14 protein-coding genes and 2 pseudogenes are annotated in these 19,810 nt (G+C 44.6%); 11 read left to right on the forward strand and 5 right to left on the reverse strand.

Going from position 1 to position 19,810, the window contains the following annotated elements; all coding sequences use genetic code 11:
• Positions 1–140: 140 nt before the first annotated feature.
• Entirely contained in the window at positions 141–1,004 is an 864-nt protein-coding gene (locus B5D77_RS07515) for a branched-chain amino acid ABC transporter permease (protein WP_008197425.1), read from the forward strand.
• Between the two features lie 135 nt (positions 1,005–1,139).
• On the opposite strand, the gene B5D77_RS07520 is transcribed toward B5D77_RS07515, so the two are convergent.
• The 4 genes and pseudogenes from B5D77_RS07520 to B5D77_RS28010 form a co-directional block, all read right to left on the reverse strand.
• Complete coding sequence (locus tag B5D77_RS07520) at positions 1,140–1,523, reverse strand: DUF4346 domain-containing protein (RefSeq protein ID WP_008197426.1); 384 nt, start codon at positions 1,521–1,523, stop codon at positions 1,140–1,142.
• Between the two features lie 527 nt (positions 1,524–2,050).
• Positions 2,051–3,445, reverse strand: coding sequence for a DUF2252 domain-containing protein (locus B5D77_RS07525; protein WP_008197427.1), 1,395 nt, complete (start codon positions 3,443–3,445; stop codon positions 2,051–2,053).
• 916 nt (positions 3,446–4,361) lie between these two features.
• Positions 4,362–6,065, reverse strand: coding sequence for a solute carrier family 26 protein (locus B5D77_RS07530; RefSeq protein WP_106908568.1), 1,704 nt, complete (start codon positions 6,063–6,065; stop codon positions 4,362–4,364).
• 359 nt (positions 6,066–6,424) lie between these two features.
• Positions 6,425–7,126: pseudogene (locus tag B5D77_RS28010) on the reverse strand (RNA-guided endonuclease InsQ/TnpB family protein); the annotation flags it as partial.
• Between the two features lie 554 nt (positions 7,127–7,680).
• On the opposite strand from B5D77_RS28010, the pseudogene B5D77_RS26515 reads away from it, so the two are divergent.
• The 8 genes and pseudogenes from B5D77_RS26515 to B5D77_RS07570 all read left to right on the forward strand — a co-directional run bounded on the left by B5D77_RS26515 (position 7,681) and on the right by B5D77_RS07570 (position 16,086).
• Positions 7,681–8,638: pseudogene (locus B5D77_RS26515) on the forward strand (IS110 family transposase).
• Positions 8,639–9,343: 705 nt separating this feature from the next.
• Positions 9,344–10,198: a type 1 glutamine amidotransferase domain-containing protein gene (locus B5D77_RS07540; RefSeq protein WP_008197433.1), complete on the forward strand. Its 855-nt coding sequence runs from the start codon at positions 9,344–9,346 to the stop codon at positions 10,196–10,198.
• Positions 10,199–10,237: 39 nt separating this feature from the next.
• Entirely contained in the window at positions 10,238–11,935 is a 1,698-nt protein-coding gene (locus B5D77_RS07545; RefSeq protein WP_106908569.1) for a thiamine pyrophosphate-binding protein, read from the forward strand.
• A 25-nt stretch (positions 11,936–11,960) separates the two neighbouring features.
• A complete protein-coding gene (locus tag B5D77_RS27050) occupies positions 11,961–12,155 on the forward strand; it encodes an aldo/keto reductase (RefSeq protein WP_157221712.1) in 195 nt (64 codons plus the stop codon).
• An 82-nt stretch (positions 12,156–12,237) separates the two neighbouring features.
• Positions 12,238–12,579, forward strand: a complete 342-nt coding sequence (locus B5D77_RS07555) for a hypothetical protein (protein WP_106908571.1) — start codon at positions 12,238–12,240, stop codon at positions 12,577–12,579.
• Positions 12,580–12,590: 11 nt separating this feature from the next.
• Positions 12,591–12,902 carry a Nif11-like leader peptide family natural product precursor gene (locus B5D77_RS07560; RefSeq protein ID WP_008197439.1) on the forward strand — a complete coding sequence of 104 codons (312 nt, stop codon included), beginning with the start codon at positions 12,591–12,593 and terminating at the stop codon, positions 12,900–12,902.
• A 3-nt stretch (positions 12,903–12,905) separates the two neighbouring features.
• Positions 12,906–14,453 carry a GMC family oxidoreductase gene (locus tag B5D77_RS07565; RefSeq protein ID WP_008197440.1) on the forward strand — a complete coding sequence of 516 codons (1,548 nt, stop codon included), beginning with the start codon at positions 12,906–12,908 and terminating at the stop codon, positions 14,451–14,453.
• Positions 14,454–14,505: 52 nt separating this feature from the next.
• Positions 14,506–16,086 carry a GMC family oxidoreductase gene (locus B5D77_RS07570; protein ID WP_008197442.1) on the forward strand — a complete coding sequence of 527 codons (1,581 nt, stop codon included), beginning with the start codon at positions 14,506–14,508 and terminating at the stop codon, positions 16,084–16,086.
• Positions 16,087–16,219: 133 nt separating this feature from the next.
• Here the strand turns inward: B5D77_RS07570 and B5D77_RS27055 are convergent, their stop codons facing one another.
• A complete protein-coding gene (locus B5D77_RS27055; protein ID WP_039899517.1) occupies positions 16,220–16,408 on the reverse strand; it encodes a hypothetical protein in 189 nt (62 codons plus the stop codon).
• 371 nt (positions 16,409–16,779) lie between these two features.
• Between B5D77_RS27055 and B5D77_RS07590 the strand changes: the two genes are divergently transcribed.
• Both B5D77_RS07590 and B5D77_RS07595 read left to right on the forward strand, forming a co-directional pair.
• The gene (locus B5D77_RS07590; protein ID WP_008197446.1) at positions 16,780–17,478 is read left to right on the forward strand and encodes an EthD domain-containing protein; all 699 of its coding nucleotides are present in this window, start codon (positions 16,780–16,782) and stop codon (positions 17,476–17,478) included.
• 92 nt (positions 17,479–17,570) lie between these two features.
• Positions 17,571–19,778: an AGE family epimerase/isomerase gene (locus B5D77_RS07595; RefSeq protein WP_106908572.1), complete on the forward strand. Its 2,208-nt coding sequence runs from the start codon at positions 17,571–17,573 to the stop codon at positions 19,776–19,778.
• Positions 19,779–19,810 lie beyond the last annotated feature (32 nt).

Below are 19,810 nucleotides of genomic sequence, written 5' to 3' on the forward strand. Positions count from 1 at the left end.
TGCAATTTGGTCTAAACAAAAATATTTAAGCCACAGGCCCTCAGCTTTCAGTTAAATAAAGTAAAAGACAAAAGTTAATTAATTTTCTCTCTCCTGACTCCTATTTCTAAGGACAATTTTTGATTTATACAAGAGGTTTGATGGATACACCACAACTTTTATTCAATGGTTTAGCCGTCGGCAGTATTATTGCTCTGGCTGCCGTCGGGTTAACCCTTACCTGTGGCATTTTGCGTCTGTCTAATTTTGCCCACGGCGATTTTATGACTTTGGGTGCTTACATAACTTGGGTGGTAAATGCTCAAGGGATTAATCTCTGGTTAGCGATGCTGGTGGGGGCAGCAGTGACAGCTATTGCCATGCTCATTGCCGAGAGATTATTATGGAAACCTATGCGCGATCGACGGGCCGATTCTACCACTTTAATTATTATTTCGATCGGTTTGGCTTTATTTCTTCGCAATGGTATTTTAATGATCTGGGGCGGCAGTAATCAACGCTACGATCTGCCTGTGATGACCGCTACAGAAATTTTTGGGATTAAAGTAGCTTTCGATCGCTTGTTAGTCATTGGTTTGGCAATTATAGTTATTATTGCCCTCCATTTGTTATTACAAAAAACCAAAATCGGTAAGGCGATGCGCGCCGTAGCTGACAGCACCGATTTAGCTAGAGTAACCGGAATTAACGTCGAATGGGTTGTTTTCTGGACATGGATAATTACGGGAGTTTTAACTGCTTTAGCCGGAGGGATGTTCGGGTTAATTACTGGGGGAGTGCGTCCCAATATGGGCTGGTTTTTAATCTTACCCATGTTTGCGTCCGTGATTTTAGGTGGTATTGGTAATCCCTACGGAGCGATTGCTGGGGCTTTAATTATTGGTTTTGCCCAAGAAATTAGTGTCCCCTTAATTGGTTCCAATTATAAATTAGGCGTGGCTTTATTAATTATGATCTTGCTGTTATTATTCCGTCCTCAAGGTTTATTTAAAGGCACGGTTTAACAGTTATCAGTTATCAGTTATCAGTTATCAGATGTAAGTTTTAAGTTATTTATTTATTTATCTTCATCTTTATCCCTGTTTACTGTTTACTGGACGGCTACGCCGTACCTTTGGCAACACTGAAAAGCCCAATCTTTAATCCTGAATATATTCTTCCCCGGTGATTAAAGCGTATTCAGCGCGGGTAAATTCTCGACCTAAATAAGCAGCATGATCGAACATAGTAATCGGACAAGGTTGGGTTTCTTCGATCACTTTGACGGCTAATTCTTTGGCAGTCCTGGCGGTGTAAATAGTCTCAGGATTGCGATCAAGTTTTTGCCTAACACCGATAACTTTTCCCGTTTCTGGATCGACGGCTAAACCTTTTTCGTTGATAATATTGCTGTAATGTTTGGCACAGATTAACCCTGCTTCTCGGTCTAGATAAATAATAAAATATCCTGCGGGATCGAGAGCGATCGGACGTTTGGAAAGTTGATTATCAATAGCTGTGATTTGGGATTTTAATTCGCTCATTTTCTTGACAAAATTACTTAAATATGTAGTTGAAAGCAAGAGCAAATTATATCACATACCATCATCCTTGTTCTAGAGTATTTTGTCGAGATAAGCACTATTTTCTGTGAGCAAATCTGACCTACTGAGCAATAATACTAAATCCTGTTTAAAAAGTATAGGATAGTGGGGAGCGGAGGCAAGAGGAAAGAGACAATAGAGGCAATAGATAATCAGTATTTAATAAACGGATTTAGGTTTGGACTATTGAGTAATACCATTTCTCTAAATGAAAACTACACATCGAATTTAAGTACCCCTTAAAAAGGGGGATTTAGGGGGATTAAACTTCTGTAGTCAGACTTTGGAGAATTGGTATAACGCACAGAAAACGGGTTTCTCGGAGAAACCCGTTTTCTACTCAGAAAATAAGTAATCAGTTTTTGATAAACGGATTTAGTATCACACCAGCTGCCATCTGGGGGCGCAAAGCTCGCGCCCCTAATCTAAGGTCGAAAAATAACAGGCTGATAGCTGAGAGGTTAACCCTATAAATTTTCTTCCACCAAAGCCTCGACCCGTCCTGTTTTGACTGCTTCCACCAAAGCGGCGTGATCTTGTTCTGTCTGCTCGGCATAAGCGATCGCAAATTCGCCCAGGGCTAGATCGAACTGATCTCCTTTTCCTAAATAACCGCTAATGGTGGCTGCGTCTCCAGATTTGGCGTGGGCGCGGGCCAAGGTCCAGCCGCAGAACTCGGCGTAGCGTTGCAGTTGGACGGCCGATACTCCCTCAATGGGTAGGGAAAACTTCATATCCCGCAGTTGCCGTAAATAGAAGTTATTGCCCCGTCTTCCCTGGGTCCAGCCTAAAAATATGTCGCTAGAGGATTGCATCAATCTCTGGCCTGTAACCACCCGTTGTCCCTGATTTTCATACTGGCCCTTGGCGGTATAGGGTTCCAGAACCGAAGGGCAAGCCTCCTTAACTTGTAGGATGAGGGGATGGTTATCTTCCGAGAACAATAGGGCGATATAACATCTGGTGCCGACACTGCCAATGCCCACCACTTTCAGGGCAAAGTCCTCTAACTGGTAGCGATCGAACAGGACCCGGCGTTCCTCCGGCAGGGATTGGCGATAATCTTCCAGACCCTCGCGCACGAGAGTCTCCCAATCCGGTTCGTTGACATGGTAGAGAATGGGCGGCTGATCGACAAAGCGATTGCGTCCCCCGCTTTGGGTGACGATCTTGGGGTAGAGATGTTCGATGATGCGCTCGCGGGCCTTTGTCATCATCTGTTCCCGTATCTTGCGCGTCTTTTCGTCGGGAGCCATCTCGAGCACCTGTTCCACTCCTATGCGCGTGTACCATACCTCTAAGGGACTGAGGCGAGAATATTCCCGCAGGTGTTCCCGATAGGAACGAGTGCAATCGATCGCCGCTGCTTTCGATTCTCGATCGGATAGATCGCTATCCCTGCCGGCGATGACAAAGCTGACCACCAGACGCTTGAGATCCCATTCCCAAGGTGCGGGCAGGGTTTCGTCGAAATCGTTAATATCGAAGACTAAATTGCGTTCGGGGGTGGCAAAAAATCCGAAGTTCAACAGGTGGCAATCTCCGCAGGCCTGCACGATAATGTCAGTTTTGGGAGTGGTGGCCAGATCGTAGGCCATCAAAGCAGCGGAACCGCGCAGAAAGGTAAAGGGACTCCGCAACATTCGCCCGTAGCGGATGGGAATCAATTCCTGTAATCGCCCTCGATTTGATGCTTCGATGATCTCGATCGGCTCTCGACCAGCTGCGGGGGGTTGCCAGATAGCGTGGCGAGAACGCGGCAATCGCTCCCGCAGGGATTTACCCATCTGGATGCGTTCTTCCCGTGAACGGAATCGAGCTTGAGAGGGTGACCGGATAGGGGTTTCTATTTGGTGGTTCATAACGACTTTTTCCCCTGAATGAGATTACATCCCTTGCTGTTAGATGACTAAATGAATACAAGCAATAGGAAATAGATAAGTCAATAGTGATGGTTCCCCTTCTGGGATAACTTTCTAACATTTCCCCCTTTAGAGATAGCTTCTGATGCTCGGTTCAACAATTAATCTTCACTCGTTTCTTATCTGGGGAAGATCAACATCATCGATGATCGATTTTTTCTGAAATGGCTATCTCTTAAATTTGCTTAACTTTTAGCCCAATGGCAGCCCTACTATCTCGATTATATCTTGCTCAAAAATTGCCAGTGGAATAATCGTAACAAAATTTTATCTAATGGTCAGCCTTCAGCCAGGAGCTAAAATCTGGCTCTTTTGTCGGGAAAAGGGGTCTTATTCTGGGTTAAAGGTGAAAATTTTCTCCTTGGCCCAGTTCTGTAGGAAGTTTTCTGTTTATTTTTTTGGGTGATGATTTGGTAGTATTAGTTTAGGTCTGTGAACCGAGAATTTACCCCTAGATTGTCTAGAAATGAGCGATGAAAGTGTCAATCTTGAGCAGGGGATGATGGGGGTGGGTTACGATGTTGACATCCTCGCCGCCCTAAAAGTGCGGCGATTCCTAAACCTCACGATTTAAGTTTCTGCTTCCACCACCGTCGCATACCACAGTTAAAAAACCATGTACTGTCTTACACAGAGTCCACAGACTTTCGCCCCATTTCAGAAGCCCGATTCCGTGTGTCCCACGGTACGTTGACCGCCTATAGCTTCTTGTACTTGTTGCGCGCGACTTTTTACCCGGCCAAGCTTTTCTGGTCGGAACCCCCTAAGCCGAGTTTTCAAGGTGCTGCGCCGTCCACTTGGTTTTCGAGACTGGCCTTTTAATTCTAACGTAAAGCCAACCTAGAACGGCGGGGTTTCAGACCCAAAATTTCCGATGAAACGCCTCGATCGCTTCCTCTAGGGTTGCATAAATACGTTCGGTCGAGATCGTCTCGGATAGGTCTCCTTTTTTTAATTGCTGATATAAATCTTGCTTCACCCGCGCCATGGCAAAAGTAATACCACGGCCGATTAATTCTCGATGTAATTCTTTCAACATATCGACCGCCGTAATATCGATATCTAGAATTGCTTCGGCATTGAGAACGAACCACTCGACGGGGACTTTCTCCGCTTCGATCGCCGCTATTGCCCGTTTGCGAAAATTCTCGGCGTTGGCGAAACAGAGGGGCGCGTCGTAACGGTAGAGAACCAATCCGGGGATCGTCGTCGCGCCCTGCCAATCCTCGATGTCGTGCAGGCCCGCCAGATTCGGCACTTCCCCCAAAACCGCATCGTGTGGTCGCATCAGCCGTGCGAACAGATCGACCACCGATAACCCCACGGCAACGCCCACCCCGACGAGGATATCGGTGGCCAGGACACCGAACATGGTGACGAGCGCCAATCGGAACTCACTGGTTTTGAAACAACGCAGACGGTTGAACTCCGAGATCTCGATCAGACGGAGTGCGGCATAAATCACGATCGCCCCCAGGGCCGCTTTCGGAAACAGGGATAGCATCGGTCGCAAGAACAAGAGTACCAAAATTACGATCAGAAAAGCCACCAGGGAAAACAGTTGCGAGCGACTGCCCAGGGAATCGCCGATCGCCGTGCGACTGCCGCTACTGCTGACGGGAAAGCCCTGCATGATGCCGTTACCGATATTCAGCGCTCCCAGGGCGAGTAATTCCTGATTGCCATCGATGCGATAGTCGTTTTTCGCCCCGAAGGCCCGCGCGGTCAAGACGTTATCGGAATAGCCGACGAGGGCGATACCGATGGCCGAGGAGAGTAAATAGACGAACTGCTGGGGAGAAAAGCCGATCGGTACTTTCAAACTCGGTAAACCGGCGGGAATTTCCCCGATCACGGCGATGCCTCGCTCGTTCAGATGAAACAAATATACTGCCGATGTGGCCAGTAGAACCGCCAGTAAAGGACCGGGGGCATTGGGAAAGCGACGTTGTACCACTAGCAGAAAAATTAAAACACCGGCGGCAAGAATCAGAGTTGGTGGGTGAATCTCCGATAAATGTCGGGAAAATTCCCCGATCTGTCCGAAAAGCGATTCCGCTTTCAGTGACATCCCGCTAATTTTTCCCAACTGACCGACGATCATGATCACCGCTACCCCGGCCATGTAGCCGACGAGGATCGGTTTGGAAAGGAGATCGGCGAGAAACCCCAACCGGGCGAAAGCGGCGACGCAGCAGACGCTCCCCACGAGTAGGGCTAATAGACTACAGAGACTGGCGTAGTTGCTACTATCCCCGGCGACGAGGGGCATGATAGCGGCGGCGGTCATTACTGCCGTCGTCGATTCTGGCCCGACGGAGAGTTGTGGTGAGGAACCGAGCAGCGCATAGATAAGCAGCGGCGGTAGGATCGCCCATAATCCGGCGATCGGTTGTACTCCGGCCAGTTCCGCGTAGGCCAGACATTGGGGAACGAGATAGGCCGCCACGGTGATCCCCGCAATGATATCTCCCCGCAACCAGGCCGAGCGATAGGACCGCAGACGCTTTAACCCGGGTAGGGAAAACCGCTCGCTAGAAAAATTTAATCGAGTCGCCATCCTCATCTCTTCTCCTGTCATCGCAAATGTCCCGAAAATCTCGCCACCGGCTCAACTAGCGGTAGGAATACTTTTTCGCCAGTTTAACCAGGCTCTTTCTAGTTTATTTTGCTTGCATCCGAACCGGGACATTTATCCGCCCAGGTCTTAATCTTGACACAGTCTATAGCAAGGGATAGTTCGGAATTTTGGCTCTTCTAGAGTAGTCATGATATTTTAGCAGAAAATAATCCACGCAAGTCTTGCCAAGTAAGGCTCACTAGAATTCAAAAAAACAATTTTAATAAAAAAAGCTTTTTGCTTTGTTGGATTCTAGGCTATGTAAGGGATTAGGCTCATTGAAACTACTAATTTGCTATAACCAGTCTAGGAACACTGGAATTTTTAACCATTCCCGATGTATTTAAATACTCCAAAATTATCCTCTGGTTTTCACGAACAATTTTATTGAATAGTTTCTGCCAGAAATCAGCCTGAGTATCTTTAATCTTAGCGTGGATTTTAACTACTCGTTTTCTGGCTTTCTCTCTTCTCTTGCTCCCTTTTTTCTTTCTACAAAGATTTCTTTGGGCTTTCTTTAATCGTTTTAATCGTTTCTTTAAAGGTTTTGGTGCGTCTATCTTTTCTCCTGTTGAGAGAGTTGCAAATCTGGCAATCCTTAAGTCAATCCCTAGAAATCGCCCATTGTCGGCAAGTTTTCGGGTTGAATCTCAACAACAAAACTTATAAAATAGCAGTCCGTTGCGTCTTTAATTACCGTGACCGACCCAGGTTCCGATGGTAAAGGACGACTCTAAACTACTTTTAATTTATCAATTTTTGTACATTTTGCTGATTGTCTATATTTCCGCTTTTTAAAACGAGAAAGTTTAACCTTCCCAGGTTCCGATGGTAAAGGACGACTCTAAACTACTTTTAATTTATCAATTTTTGTAAATTTTGCTGATTGTCTATATTTCCGCTTTACAGGCGGCAAAAAATTTAGAGTAGGCTGGTTCTAAGTCTCTTAAAGATTGTTGTCAGGGAATAGCTGAGACTTCCCCTAACCATTCTTTTTCTTTTCAAGAATTTTGCCAATCCCTATTGTTTTGGTATTTTGTACCAAAACTCTTTTGCCCCTTGTTGAGTAAATCTGAAAGCATAGCCTTCCTCTCCCAGTGCTAATGTCACCCAATTGCTCCCGGGAGATCATAACTGGCTTTTCATAATAGAGCATCCTCTCTGAGACGGAAGATGAACCTCTCTTTAATGAAGATTTTGAAACGATTGAAGAAAGGTCAGAAATTCCGATAACCCTTTGTCACTAAGTAGGTAGGCACAATTATTTGTAGGATGGGTTAGCGGTAGCGTAACCCATGCGGGCGTTGGGTTTCATGCTTCAACCCAACCTTGTATATTGAGAGAGGTGGTAGACCGTCCCAACCTTGGTCGGAAAAGACCGCTTCGTAGCAAGGGTCACCACCATAATCTCCCTGACAAAACTCGAACAGTCGCCGGGGTCGTGGCGAAAACAATCAATTGTTAAGCTAAGAGACCGTATCGGGCAAGGATGAGTAAAATCAAGGGGATGCTCTCCAAAAGAACCATTAATCCCGCCAATTTCTCAGGTTTAATCATGGAAAATATCTCTCAATGGGTAGGCATTGACATTAGTAAAGCGACCCTAGATGTTTACCTTCGTCCCCTCAGTAAAGCGATGAAAGTTGCTAACACAAAGGAGGACATATCTAAACTGGTCGAAACCCTAAAATCCTACACTGTCAACCTCATCGTTCTGGAAGCAACAGGAGGTTTAGAAACTGAACTGGTGATTCAATTACAAGAAGCGGATTTACCTGTAGCCTTAATCAATCCCCGTCAAGGAAGAGACTTTGCTAAAGCCACTGGTAAATTAGCCAAAACCGATGCCATTGACGCTCAAATTTTAGCTCATTTTGGCGAAGCAATGCAACCGCAAATATTAGCGGTTGAGTCGGAAGAATCTCGTCAATTGGGCGACTTAATTAGTCGTCGCCGGCAACTTGTCGAGATGCGGACTGCCGAAAAAAACCGACGGGAACGCGCTCGCGGTAAAGCTTTGGTCGATATCGAAGCCCATCTTGAGTATCTCGATAACTGCCTCGAAAAACTCAATCAAGAAATTGAGGAATTGACCCAAGCTAACCAACAATGGCTCGAGAAAGTTAATTTACTCAAAACCGTGCCGGGGATTGGTCAAGTAATTTCTACTACTCTCGTCTCCGACTTACCAGAACTCGGTCAATTAATCGCCAAACAAATCTCTCGCTTAGTCGGTGTCGCACCGATTAATCCTGATAGTGGTCAACATAAAGGTAAGCGAATGATTCAGGGAGGTCGCGCTCAGATTCGGGCGACTCTTTACATGGGAGCGGTGGTAGCTATGCGTCATAATCCGGTGATTAAAACCTTTTACAAACACCTAGTCGGACGAGGTAAATCAAAAAAAACTGGCTCTGACTGCTTGTGTGCGGAAAATCTTAGTTATTCTTAATGCAATGGTTCGCCAAAATCAGCCTTGGCAGCTTGCTGACAATTTACCACCTTGTTCCTAGAGATTCACACTTTTTGTTATCTCTGATCAAGGGTTGCGCTTGCTTTGGTTTAACCTGAGCGACTTAGTTTTTGCTGCGCTTTTTTTCTGGCTTGAGATTTTAGGTTCGACAGCAACTCCTTGATTGTTTTTTGAGTTACCCCTTGACAATCAAGACAGTCGCTACGTTTATTTTATATTTAATTCCACCCACCTACTTATCTCGGAACGATGACTAATGAAATTAAAAAGTTGACTAACTGTGCTTGGCTAACTTATGATTGATTATTATGGTTCTTCGTTACTTGGTATGGTTCGATAGGGTAACATAAATCGACTCAATCCTTATCTGGCAATAGATTTAATTGATTAGTTCGCTCTAGATCGAAAACAGTTGACAAAAATCGCAGCAACGCCTGTCTCTATAAGGGTTTCATTCCTTATAACCCCCTCCATTGCATAGGACAAACCGAAGAACCATTGTTATCAGCTTTTCAAAACAAGATTTAGTATAACTTAACGGTTATTTATTAAAGTTCATAGACAGGTTACAAAAATTTACCTAAACTCTCTACGCTTCCTCGGTTCTCTGTGTTAGTCTGAGTCCATAAATTAGTTTATCTAGACCTGAAGCTCACAGGAATGATCGCTACCCCTTGTCTAGCCAAGGCTACATCGGGTTGTGGCTTTTATCAGTTCCCTCGTCGGCAGAAAAGGAGAAAAATTCATGTCAAAAAAAGTTCTAGTTATCCTCTCCGAATGGGGATATTGGGGTGAAGAATTGGTCGGTCCCTATGATGTATTGAACGAAGCTGGTTACATCATCGACTTTGCCACCCCCAAAGGGCGCAAACCTGTGGCCTTACCCCCCAGTATGGATGAAACTTTTATCGATCCCCCCTTGGATAAGTATGTCACGAGTGCTCACTACGCCAAACGGACAAGAGAAATTGAACAGTCGGATTTGTTGGCAAAGCCGATCGATCTTTCTAACTGGTTTCCGGCAATGCCCTATTTCAACAGCCCCAATTTTGGGCATGAGCTAGAAGCTTACTATAATAAACGGGAGCAGTGTTGGAAAGAATTAGAACAGTACGACGCACTGGTGATGGTGGGTGGGTCTGGCCCGATGGTCGATATGGTGAACAATGAGAGAGTACATGACGTGATTCTCGGATTTCTCTCTCAGGGTAAGTTAATCACCGCCGAATGTTACGCTGTGACTTGTTTAGCCTTCGCTCGCGATTGGACGGAAAGAAAAAGCATTATTTGGGGTAAACACGTTACGGGTCATGCTCGTGAATACGACTATAAAGACAGTACAGGATTTGCCCAGATGTATGGCTTCGATGGAAAGCCGATGAATACCTCCGCTAATTTTGGACCTCCCTTCTATCCCCTAGAATATATTCTCCGAGATGCGGTTGGACCAGAGGGACAGTATCACGGAGGGGTTGGGCATACTCTTTCAACAATCCTTGATTACCCATTTTTAACCGGTCGCTCTACCCAGGATTCAAAACTCGTAGGAGAACTAATTATCCAGGTTCTGGAGCATGGTCTAAGGCGTTACGGTTGGTAATCATCTACCTGATAACTCAAAACAGACTTGGAGAAAATCATGGCAGGGAAAACAGGGCGTTTCGCCATACTAGAACAATTTCTGGCAGATGGATTCACTTATATGTTTGGTAATCCGGGTACATCGGAAGAAGGGTTTCTCGATGCCCTTGGCGATTATCCAGACCTCAAATATATCCTCACTTTGCAAGAATCCGTAGCGGTCATGACGGCCGATGGTTATGCAAGGGCAACAGGAAAACCTGCCCTAGTGCAAATTCACAGTACACCAGGTTTGGGAAATGCGATCGGCGCCTTATATCAAGCCAAACGGGGGCATTCTCCCCTAGTGGTTATTGGTGGGGATGCAGGAATTAAATATCAGGCAATGGATGCCCAAATGGCAGGGGATTTATTAGCCTTTGCCGAACCTGTCACCAAATGGTCAACCCTAGTGATGGAACCCTCCTCTCTATTGCGGGTACTGCGAAGAGCGGTCAAAATTGCCACCACTCCCCCCATGGGGCCGGTGTATGTCTGCCTTCCCGTAGATATTTTAGACGCACCTACAGTGGAACCGGTCAGACCGACTTCTTTACCCTCGACCCGGGTAATCCCCGATGAGGTTTTGGTCAAAGAAATGGCGGAGATTTTGGCCTCAAGCCAAAAACCGATGATTTTTGTCGGAGATGGGGTGTCTTTTTCGGAGGCACAGGCTGAACTTACCCAAGTGGCTGAACTCTTAGGATCCGAAGTCTGGGGGGCTGATATTGGCGACTTAAACATGAGTTATACTCATCCCCTTTATCAAGGTTCTACTGGCCATATGTTTGGCTATTCCAGTAAACCTATTACTACGAAGGGTGATGTCAACTTAGTTGTTGGCACTTATATGTTGCCCGAAGTCTTTCCTGACTTAGGCGATATCTTTGCACCTGGAGCCAAAGTTCTGCACATTGATCTCAATGCTTACGAAATTGCCAAGAACCACCCTGTAGATATAGGGGTAGTTAGTGATCCCAAATTGACCTTGGCTAAATTGGCAATCATGTTAGAGTCAATACTCAACCCAGAACAGAAAGCGGCAGCCAAAGCGAGAACAGAAGCTATCGGCCAAGCTAAAGCCCAAAACCATCAACGCCAATTAGACGCTGATCGCCAAATTCGAGATCATGTCCCCTTACATCTATCTCGCTTTATGGAAGAGTTAGCCGCCAAACTTCCCGAAGATGCAGTCATCTTTGATGAAGCAATTACTAACTCCCCTGCTATAACCCGTTATTTCCCACCTACCAAACCAAGACACTACTTTGTCACCCGTGGGGGATCATTGGGAGTCGGCATTCCGGGGGCGATTGGGGCTAAATTAGCTCATCCCGATAAAACCGTGATTGGATTTGCCGGGGATGGGGGAGCCATGTACACCATTCAGGCACTCTGGACGGCCGCCCGTCATAACATTGATGTCAAGTTTGTGATCTGCAATAACCGCTCTTATCGCATTTTACAGGAGAACATAGACGCTTACTGGCAGGAAAGAAATATTCCAGAGCGAGACTATCCCTTGAGTTTCGACTTATCTAAGCCAGATATTCACTTTGCCTCTATCGCCCAATCTCTGGGAGTACCGGGGGTTCGAGTCGAAAAACCTGCTGATATAGCTAGTGCTATTGAACAGATGTTAAACCATCCAGGACCGTTTCTGATAGATGTGGTTTTAGAAGCAAATGTCCATCCTGAAAAAATTGGGGTCAAATAGGTTCAAGCTCTGGCTGGGTACGTCAATGCCCTTCATAAGCTCTGTCATCATTGGAGCTAATAACATGAAGCAATTAGAGGACAATTTGAAGTCCGTTGAGGTTAACCTGACAGCAGAAGAGGTAGTGGCGATTGATGAAATGACGACACATTCTCCTATCTATCCTGGATGGATGCAGGGGATGGGGAATGACCCTAAAATCACTGATGCTCTAAGTTAAAGTCACGCCAAGGAGACTAGGTATTGAGATTAACTTTGGGTAACAACAAAGAACAATCAAATTTTATCGATAGGGAGTATTTATGTCTCAGGAAAATGTAGCCTCCTTTTTGAACTTACTACTCAACGATTCTGAATTGAGAGAAAAGTTTAAGACAAGAAATTTAGCAGAATTGCTGTTTCATGCTGAAAATATCGGACAAAGGTTTACGTTTGAGCAATTGTCTCAGGTGATAGCGGCAATGGAAATAAAGATAATTAGAGAGAAATTAGGAGAAGACTTTGGCCCCTATAGTAGTTTATGGGTAAAAATGTGGGGTAAATATCGTTTAGAATACATAATAGACAATCTTCTTAGTGGCTTAAGTGAGGAAGAATTAGAGCAGTTAATTCAACCTATTGATCATACAATTGTTATTGATTAAGGAGTTAATCTATGTCTAAAAGAGAAGTTTGCAACTTTTTAAAAGCTCTTGCTGAAGATTCTTTGTTAAAAAATGAGTTGAAGGTAAAAGAAAAAGACGAAGTGATGAGGTATGCCCAGCAAAGATATGATTTTACTCAAAGAGAGTTTGATGATTTTGTGTGGGTTCTGGAAAACTTACTCGCAGATAAACGAGGAGAAAAGTTTGACTTAGCTTTTAGCTTGTGGGAAACTATGTGGGGTAAATATTATCTGGAATTTGTGGTTGATAATGTGATTGGTAGTTTATCTGACCAAGATCTGGAAAAAGTGATAGGGAGCTAAAAAATGAACTTTGAAAAGGCCTTTGATTATATTATTGTCGGTGCTGGGGCATCTGGATGTGTGATTGCCAATCGACTTATTGAAAACCTTGATTGTCACGTTCTACTATTAGAAGCAGGAGATGCTGATAATAACCCTACTATCCATAACACAGATATTCAGTCAATGACTTCCCTGTGGAGTGGCACAACAGACTGGGGATACTCAACAGAAGAAGAACCCTATTTGAATAATCGTAAAATCTCTATTGCTCAGGGAAAAGTTCTTGGCGGTGGTACATCAGTTAATGCCATGATGTACATCAGGGGAAATCGTCGTAACTATGATCACTGGAATGGTTTGGGCAATGAAAACTGGAGTTATCAAGATGTCTTACCCTACTTCAAAAAGTCAGAAAATTATCAAGGTGGATCACCAGAATATAGGGGCAGTGGTGGCGTATTAAACGTGATCGATTATGCCAATCCTTCCCCCGTTTCTCAGGCTTTTGTCGCCGCAGCAGTGGAACTAGGTTATCAGGGTAACGGATGGGACTGTAATGGTCAACAACAGGAAAACGGAGCATTTTTCTATCAATCCACCCGAACCAAAGATAATCAACGTTGTAGCACTGCTGTAGCTTTTATTACCCCAATTTTAGGGAACCCCAATTTAACCGTAGAAACAAAAGCTTTAGTCACTCGGATTTTAATATCGGCAAATAAAGCGATCGGGCTTGAATACTTGCAAGAGGGGAAACTTCATCAAGTTAAAGCCCAATCAGAAATCATTATTAGTAGTGGTTCTTTCGAGTCTCCTAAACTATTAATGCTCTCTGGAATCGGCCCGGCTGAACACTTAAAAGCCCATCACATCCCAGTCATTGTCGATTTACCTGGAGTCGGACAAAATTTACAAGATCATCTTTTATTAGGAGTTGGATATGAATGTAAACAAGAACAACCTTTACCGAACCTACTTTCTGAAGCTGGTTTGTTTACTTGGACTCGGAGTGGAATCACTTCCGCTTCACCAGATCTTCAGTTCTTTTTCGGTCCAGTTCAATTTATCGAACCAGAATATCGCACAGACGGGCCTGGATTTACCTTTGCTCCCATTGTTGCCCAACCCCAAAGTCGAGGCACTATCTCTTTGAGGTCTAATAATCCTCAAGACTTAGCAGTTATTCAGGCCAATTATTTACAATGTGAAACAGATATCAATGTTTTCATTAGAGGAATACAACTAGCCCGAGAATTAGTTGATACTTCTCCCTTTAATGAGTTTCGAGGACGAGAATTAGCCCCCGGACCATCGGTGACAAGTTCCTCAGATTTGAGCGCATATATTCGGCGAGTTTGCTCAACAGTTTGGCATCCAGTTGGAACCTGTAAAATGGGTAGGGATCACTTAGCGGTAGTCAATCCTCAATTGCAAGTTTATGGAATAGAAGGACTAAGAGTTGCTGATGCTTCAATTATGCCAACTATTACCAGTGGAAATACTAACGCTCCTGTCATTATGATTGGAGAAAAAGCTGCTGATATGATTATTACTCTTCAGAAGCAGTAATCAAAATAAATATTAAATCTCAAAAAAATCTCAAGATACAAGGAATAAATTTATGGCAGATAGTTTTGATTTCATTATTGTCGGTTCAGGGACAGCAGGTTCCACCATTGCCTATCGTTTAAGCGAAATTGCTGATGCCACCGTCTTAATTCTTGAAGCTGGAGGAACTAAAATTATAGAAGCCGTTGACATTCCCTATCGTTGGAATGAACTCTTGCTCACAGAAATAGACTGGGCTTATATGAGTGTTCCTCAGCCTGGTCTGAATAACAGACAAGTTTATTGTGCATCAGGGAAACTCATCGGCGGCAGCTCTAACATTTATCACATGATCCATACCAGAGGCAGACCTCAAGATTACGATAACTGGGCTTATAATGGTTGTGCTGGTTGGTCTTTTAAAGATGTCTTGCCCTATCTGCAAAAACTAGAAAATCAACAAGATAACACCAATCCAACGGCGGGAAAACAGGGACCCATTAATGTTATCAATGCCCAAGTTGAAGGCAACCCAGTCTCACAAACTTTTATTGATGCCTGTGTAGAAATGGGTTATCCATTAGTGGAAGATTTTAATGTCCAGGAATTTGGCGCAGGTTGGCATCATATAGACATCAAGGATGGCAAGCGCTGTGGAGCGAGAAATGCTTATCTAGAGCCAGCCTTAATACGCTCCAATGTCACCCTAAGTGCTAATTCCCAAACCACAAGGCTATTAATCGAAAATAATCGTTGTGTTGGGGTTGAATATTGGCAAGATGGCATCCTAAAGACCGCTAGAGCTAATCAAGAAGTGATTGTCTGTGCTGGAGCGATTCAATCACCTAAACTGCTAATGCTTTCGGGAATTGGCCAACCTGAGCATCTAGCTCAATTTAACATTCCAGTGGTCGTAGATTTACCCGGTGTAGGGGAAAACTTTCATGATCATCCTCTGATGATTGGACCGATGGGAATGATGGCAGAACCTGGCTCAGATCCCCAAGAAAATATGACAGAAGCAGCTCTTTTCTGGGGATCTCAACCCGATTTAATTGTGCCTGACTTGGAGATCTGTATTGTTCACCGGGCCCCCTTTGGAGAAGGATTTTTTCAAAATGTTATTGAAAGGGTTCAAACAAATCAACCCGTTCCCTCAGTGGCTCAATTAGTTGATCCAAGGATCATTTTAGCCTTGCCTGGGTTAGTTTCTCCCTTATCTCGTGGGTGGATTCGTCTAGCCAGTAGTGATCCTTTAGTAAATCCTTTAGTTAATCCCAACTATGGAGCGGAAAGAGCAGATATTGATCGGATTGTGACTATGGTTAAAATTGCCCGGGATATTTACCAAACCCAAGCCTTTGCCAAATTAGGACTCACAGAAATCAATCCAGGTCGGGATGTGCGAACCGATGAAGAATTGAGAACTTGGATCATTAATAATCTCGGTTCTTACTATCACTTTGTTGGTTCTTGCAAAATGGGAATCGACAATATGTCCGTTGTTGATCCTTGTTTAAAGGTCTATGGAGTAGAAGGTTTACGAGTAGCAGATGGTTCGATTATCCCTACCGTTCCATCCGCTAACCCTCACACCTCCATCATCATGATTGGGGAAAAAGCAGCAGATTTAATCAAACAACAAATTCACTAACTGACAATAAGTAAAAACATGACAGAGCAAAAATCCCTGGAAATCTTTGATTTAGGAGACTTCCGCCTAATCAGTGGACTGACACTTCCTAACGCTAAACTCGCCTATAGAACTCATGGGACGTTAAACGAAGCTAAGGATAATGCTGGCTCTTCGTTACTTGGTATGGTTCGATAGGGGAGCATAAATCGACTAAATCCTTATCTGGCAAGAGACTTAATTGATTAGTTCGCTCTAGATCAAAAACAATTGACAAAAATCGCCAAATGTCTTTCTCTATAAGAGTTTCATTCCTTATAATCCTGTACGTTGCATAAGACAAACCGAAGAACCATAATGCTATTCTTTTTCCCCATTTTTTGGCGGGTTCTCCAGACTCTTTAGAGATGTATATTGGCGAAAATCGTCCTCTTGACCCGCGTAAATACTTTATTATCTTGCCAGCACTATTTGCAGGCGGACTAATGATCCTGATAAGGGGGCAGACCTTATTGTCCAAGTTCTGAAATCTGATCATTCTCCTCTACACTTACCATTAGGTGGTGATGCCATCGGTGTGATGCGGGGTAAAATCGCCAAACTGCAAGAGGATATTGCCGCTTGGGAGAATCTGGCCGGAAAAACAGCCTATGAATGAATGCTAACCCTCACCTACTTTTCCAACTTTTTGTCCTGTACTATGAGAATAGGAATATGATTCATCAACTGATCTTTGCTCATCCCAAGCCCGGTATGAGTGAAAAGGAATTTCAAAACTACTGGGTTAATTTCCACGCAGTTTATTACGCCAGCAAAATCCCTCAAATCAGGCGTTATATGGTCGATACTCGTATTCCTTTTGGTTCGGAACCAGAAGAGCCGCTCTTTAGTGGTGTTGCTGAAATTTGGCTAGAGAACGAACAAGAACAACTCGCATCTCTCCAGTCAAAAGAGTTCTTAGCAGGAGCCCGACTAGATGAACCCAACTGGGCTGCCTTCTGGCGTACCGTAGGATTAGATACTAATACTCACGTCTTGATGGAGGGGCCGCCTTTACAAAAGGAATCCACGATGGTAAAACTCTTGATACTCGTTAAACGCAAAGCGGGAATGCCTTTAGAAGAATTTCGCCAGAAAATGCTAGGAAGTCATAGCGCCAAAGTCATGAAAATTCCAGGGCTTCGCCGTTATTTTCAATGCCATGTCAGGGATAGTTTTTATGGGATTGGAGAATCCTTACTAGATTGTGTTTCAATGCTCTGGTTTGATGACATTCAAAAACTGGAAAAAGCCTATAAATCCACCGAGTATGAACAGAAAATCTTGCCCGACTTTGCCGATCTTTTTGAATCTAAATACATCCACACAATGGTGACTGATGAACACTGGATTATCGGACCTGAATTTCGCTGATCAAGAATATAGCGGTATTTGGTAAATCATGAGATCCTTCACCGCCTATCAATTTATCAATTATCCACCCTCTATTTTTAGGAGCAATCACCATGGCTAACGCTGTTGATTTTACCTTCTCAGACCTGATCGCTGGCTACATTACCAGCTATGACAAAACCACCGATTCCTTTGGTCTGAAAACTTCCGATGATCGCGAATATACCATCTATCTGACCTCGAATACCTACTCGCAACTGATTCGCAATCTTGGACAAGCCTATCAGGATGCAACGGGGGCGATGCGAGACCTGATTGAATCAGGCCAACCCAAGCAACAAGGTCAGCGGGGGCGGTTTATTTTTGCTTATGGGATCTTTTATCCCCTCGATAACCATCAGTATCGGTTTGAGGCCAAACAGATCAACTTTATTGGACGCTCCGATGACTATAGCAATGACTATGTCTTTGAACAACCAAACTGGTGGATCACTCAAATCAAGCAATTAGGAGACTTTTATCTCAAGTCTCAGTTTGGCACTCCTGACGGCAAGCTTAATATTGACTATTCTCTCTACCGCACTAATTTAGGGGTTACGGGAGAAAAACAAAAAAGTGGCCGACAAGAAACCGATACAATTTCTCGCCTCGTCTATGGTTTTGCCACAGCCTTTTTAATGACGGGGGACGATCGCTATCTGGAAGCCGCTAACAAGGGAACTGAATACCTGCGGGATCACCTGCGGTTTGAAGATAAAAATGCCGGTATTGTTTACTGGTATCATGCCGTTGATCGCCAAGCGAACGGACGGGAGGATAAAGTCTTTGCCTCGGAGTTTTGGCAAGATTTTGATGCCATTCCTTGCTATGAGCAGATTTATGCCTTAGCAGGTCCTGTTCAGACTTACCGAGTCACGGGCGATCCGAAAATCCTCGCCGATGCTCAAGCAACGGTTAAGTTATTTAAGGATTACTTCCGAGATCCCAAACTAGGGGGCTACTATTCCCATATCGATCCCATTACCCTTAAGCCCTACGGCCAGATCTTAAAAGCGCGCAACAATGAAGCCAAGAAGAATTGGAACTCTGTGGGCGACCACGCTCCCGCTTATTTAATTAACCTCTGGCTGGGAACTGGCAAAGAAGAATACGCGGAGTTTCTCGAAGAAACCTTTGATACTATAACCGAGCATTTTCAAGATTACCAGAACAGTCCCTTTGTGCAAGAAAAATTCAATGATGACTGGTCGCCAGATTACAGTAAGCAAGAGCAGCCAAACAAAGGCGTTATTGGTCACAACCTCAAGATTGCTTGGAATTTAACCCGGATGTACGGACTAAAAAACAAGCAAGAATATAAAGACTTTGCTAACAAGATTGCCACCAGCATTGCTGAAGTCGGCTCTGACCGTCAACGGGGCGGTTGGTACGATATGCAGGATCGGCAAGAAAAAGCGGGCAATTTCTATAAATACTTCTGGCACGATCGCAAAGCTTGGTGGCAAATGGAACAGGGCATTTTAGCCTATTACATTTTGTCGGGAGTCTATCGGGAAAATGCCGAATTTTTACGCTATGCCCGGGAAGGAACAGCCTTCTATAATGCCTACTTCCTCGATCACGAAGCGGGAGGAGTCTATTTCAATGTCTTGGCTAATGGAATCCCGTATTTGCTGGGAACAGAATGGGGCAAAGGCAGCCACTCCATGTCCGGCTATCACTCCTTTGAATTGTGCTATTTAGCGGCCGTCTATACCAATTTGCTGCTGTTCAAAGAGCCGATGGATTTCTACTTCAAGCCCGTCCCCGGCGGCTTCCCCGATCGCATTCTGCGGGTAGCTCCCGATATCCTGCCTCCCGACAGTATTTATATTAAACAAGTCTGGATTGAGGGGGCGCGCTATGATGACTTTGATGCCAAAGCATTGACTGTCAAGCTTCCGAGCAACTACGACAACAAGAAAATCCGGGTGCTGATCTATCCGACAGGTATTACTTTTGAAGCGGCTCTGTTAGACTTCAGCGAGGGCGTTGCCAAAGTGGATTTAACCGGAGAAATCGATCAAGGAGACTCGTGGGCAATCGGCGAACTGGAACAAGAGTTTAACCGCCTAGAAATCCAACAGGCACAAAAAGTAGTTCTCGTCGCCTCAAGTTTGACATCCATCTCTGACGAAGCCCTGCGCTACTTAACCTATTACATTCGTCGGCGTACTCGTGAAACAGGCGGCAGCTTTACCCTCTCCGTCGAGGGAGCTAACGAGCAGGTGAAAAAGGCTTTCCTAGACGCTAATGTCGTTGAGCCAGACCAAATCTCTTAGGCGTTGAAAAAGATTAGCTCGAGGTGGAAAAA

The sequence above is a fragment of the Microcystis sp. MC19 genome (genome assembly GCF_003019735.1).
Taxonomy (GTDB): Bacteria; Cyanobacteriota; Cyanobacteriia; order Cyanobacteriales; family Microcystaceae; genus Microcystis.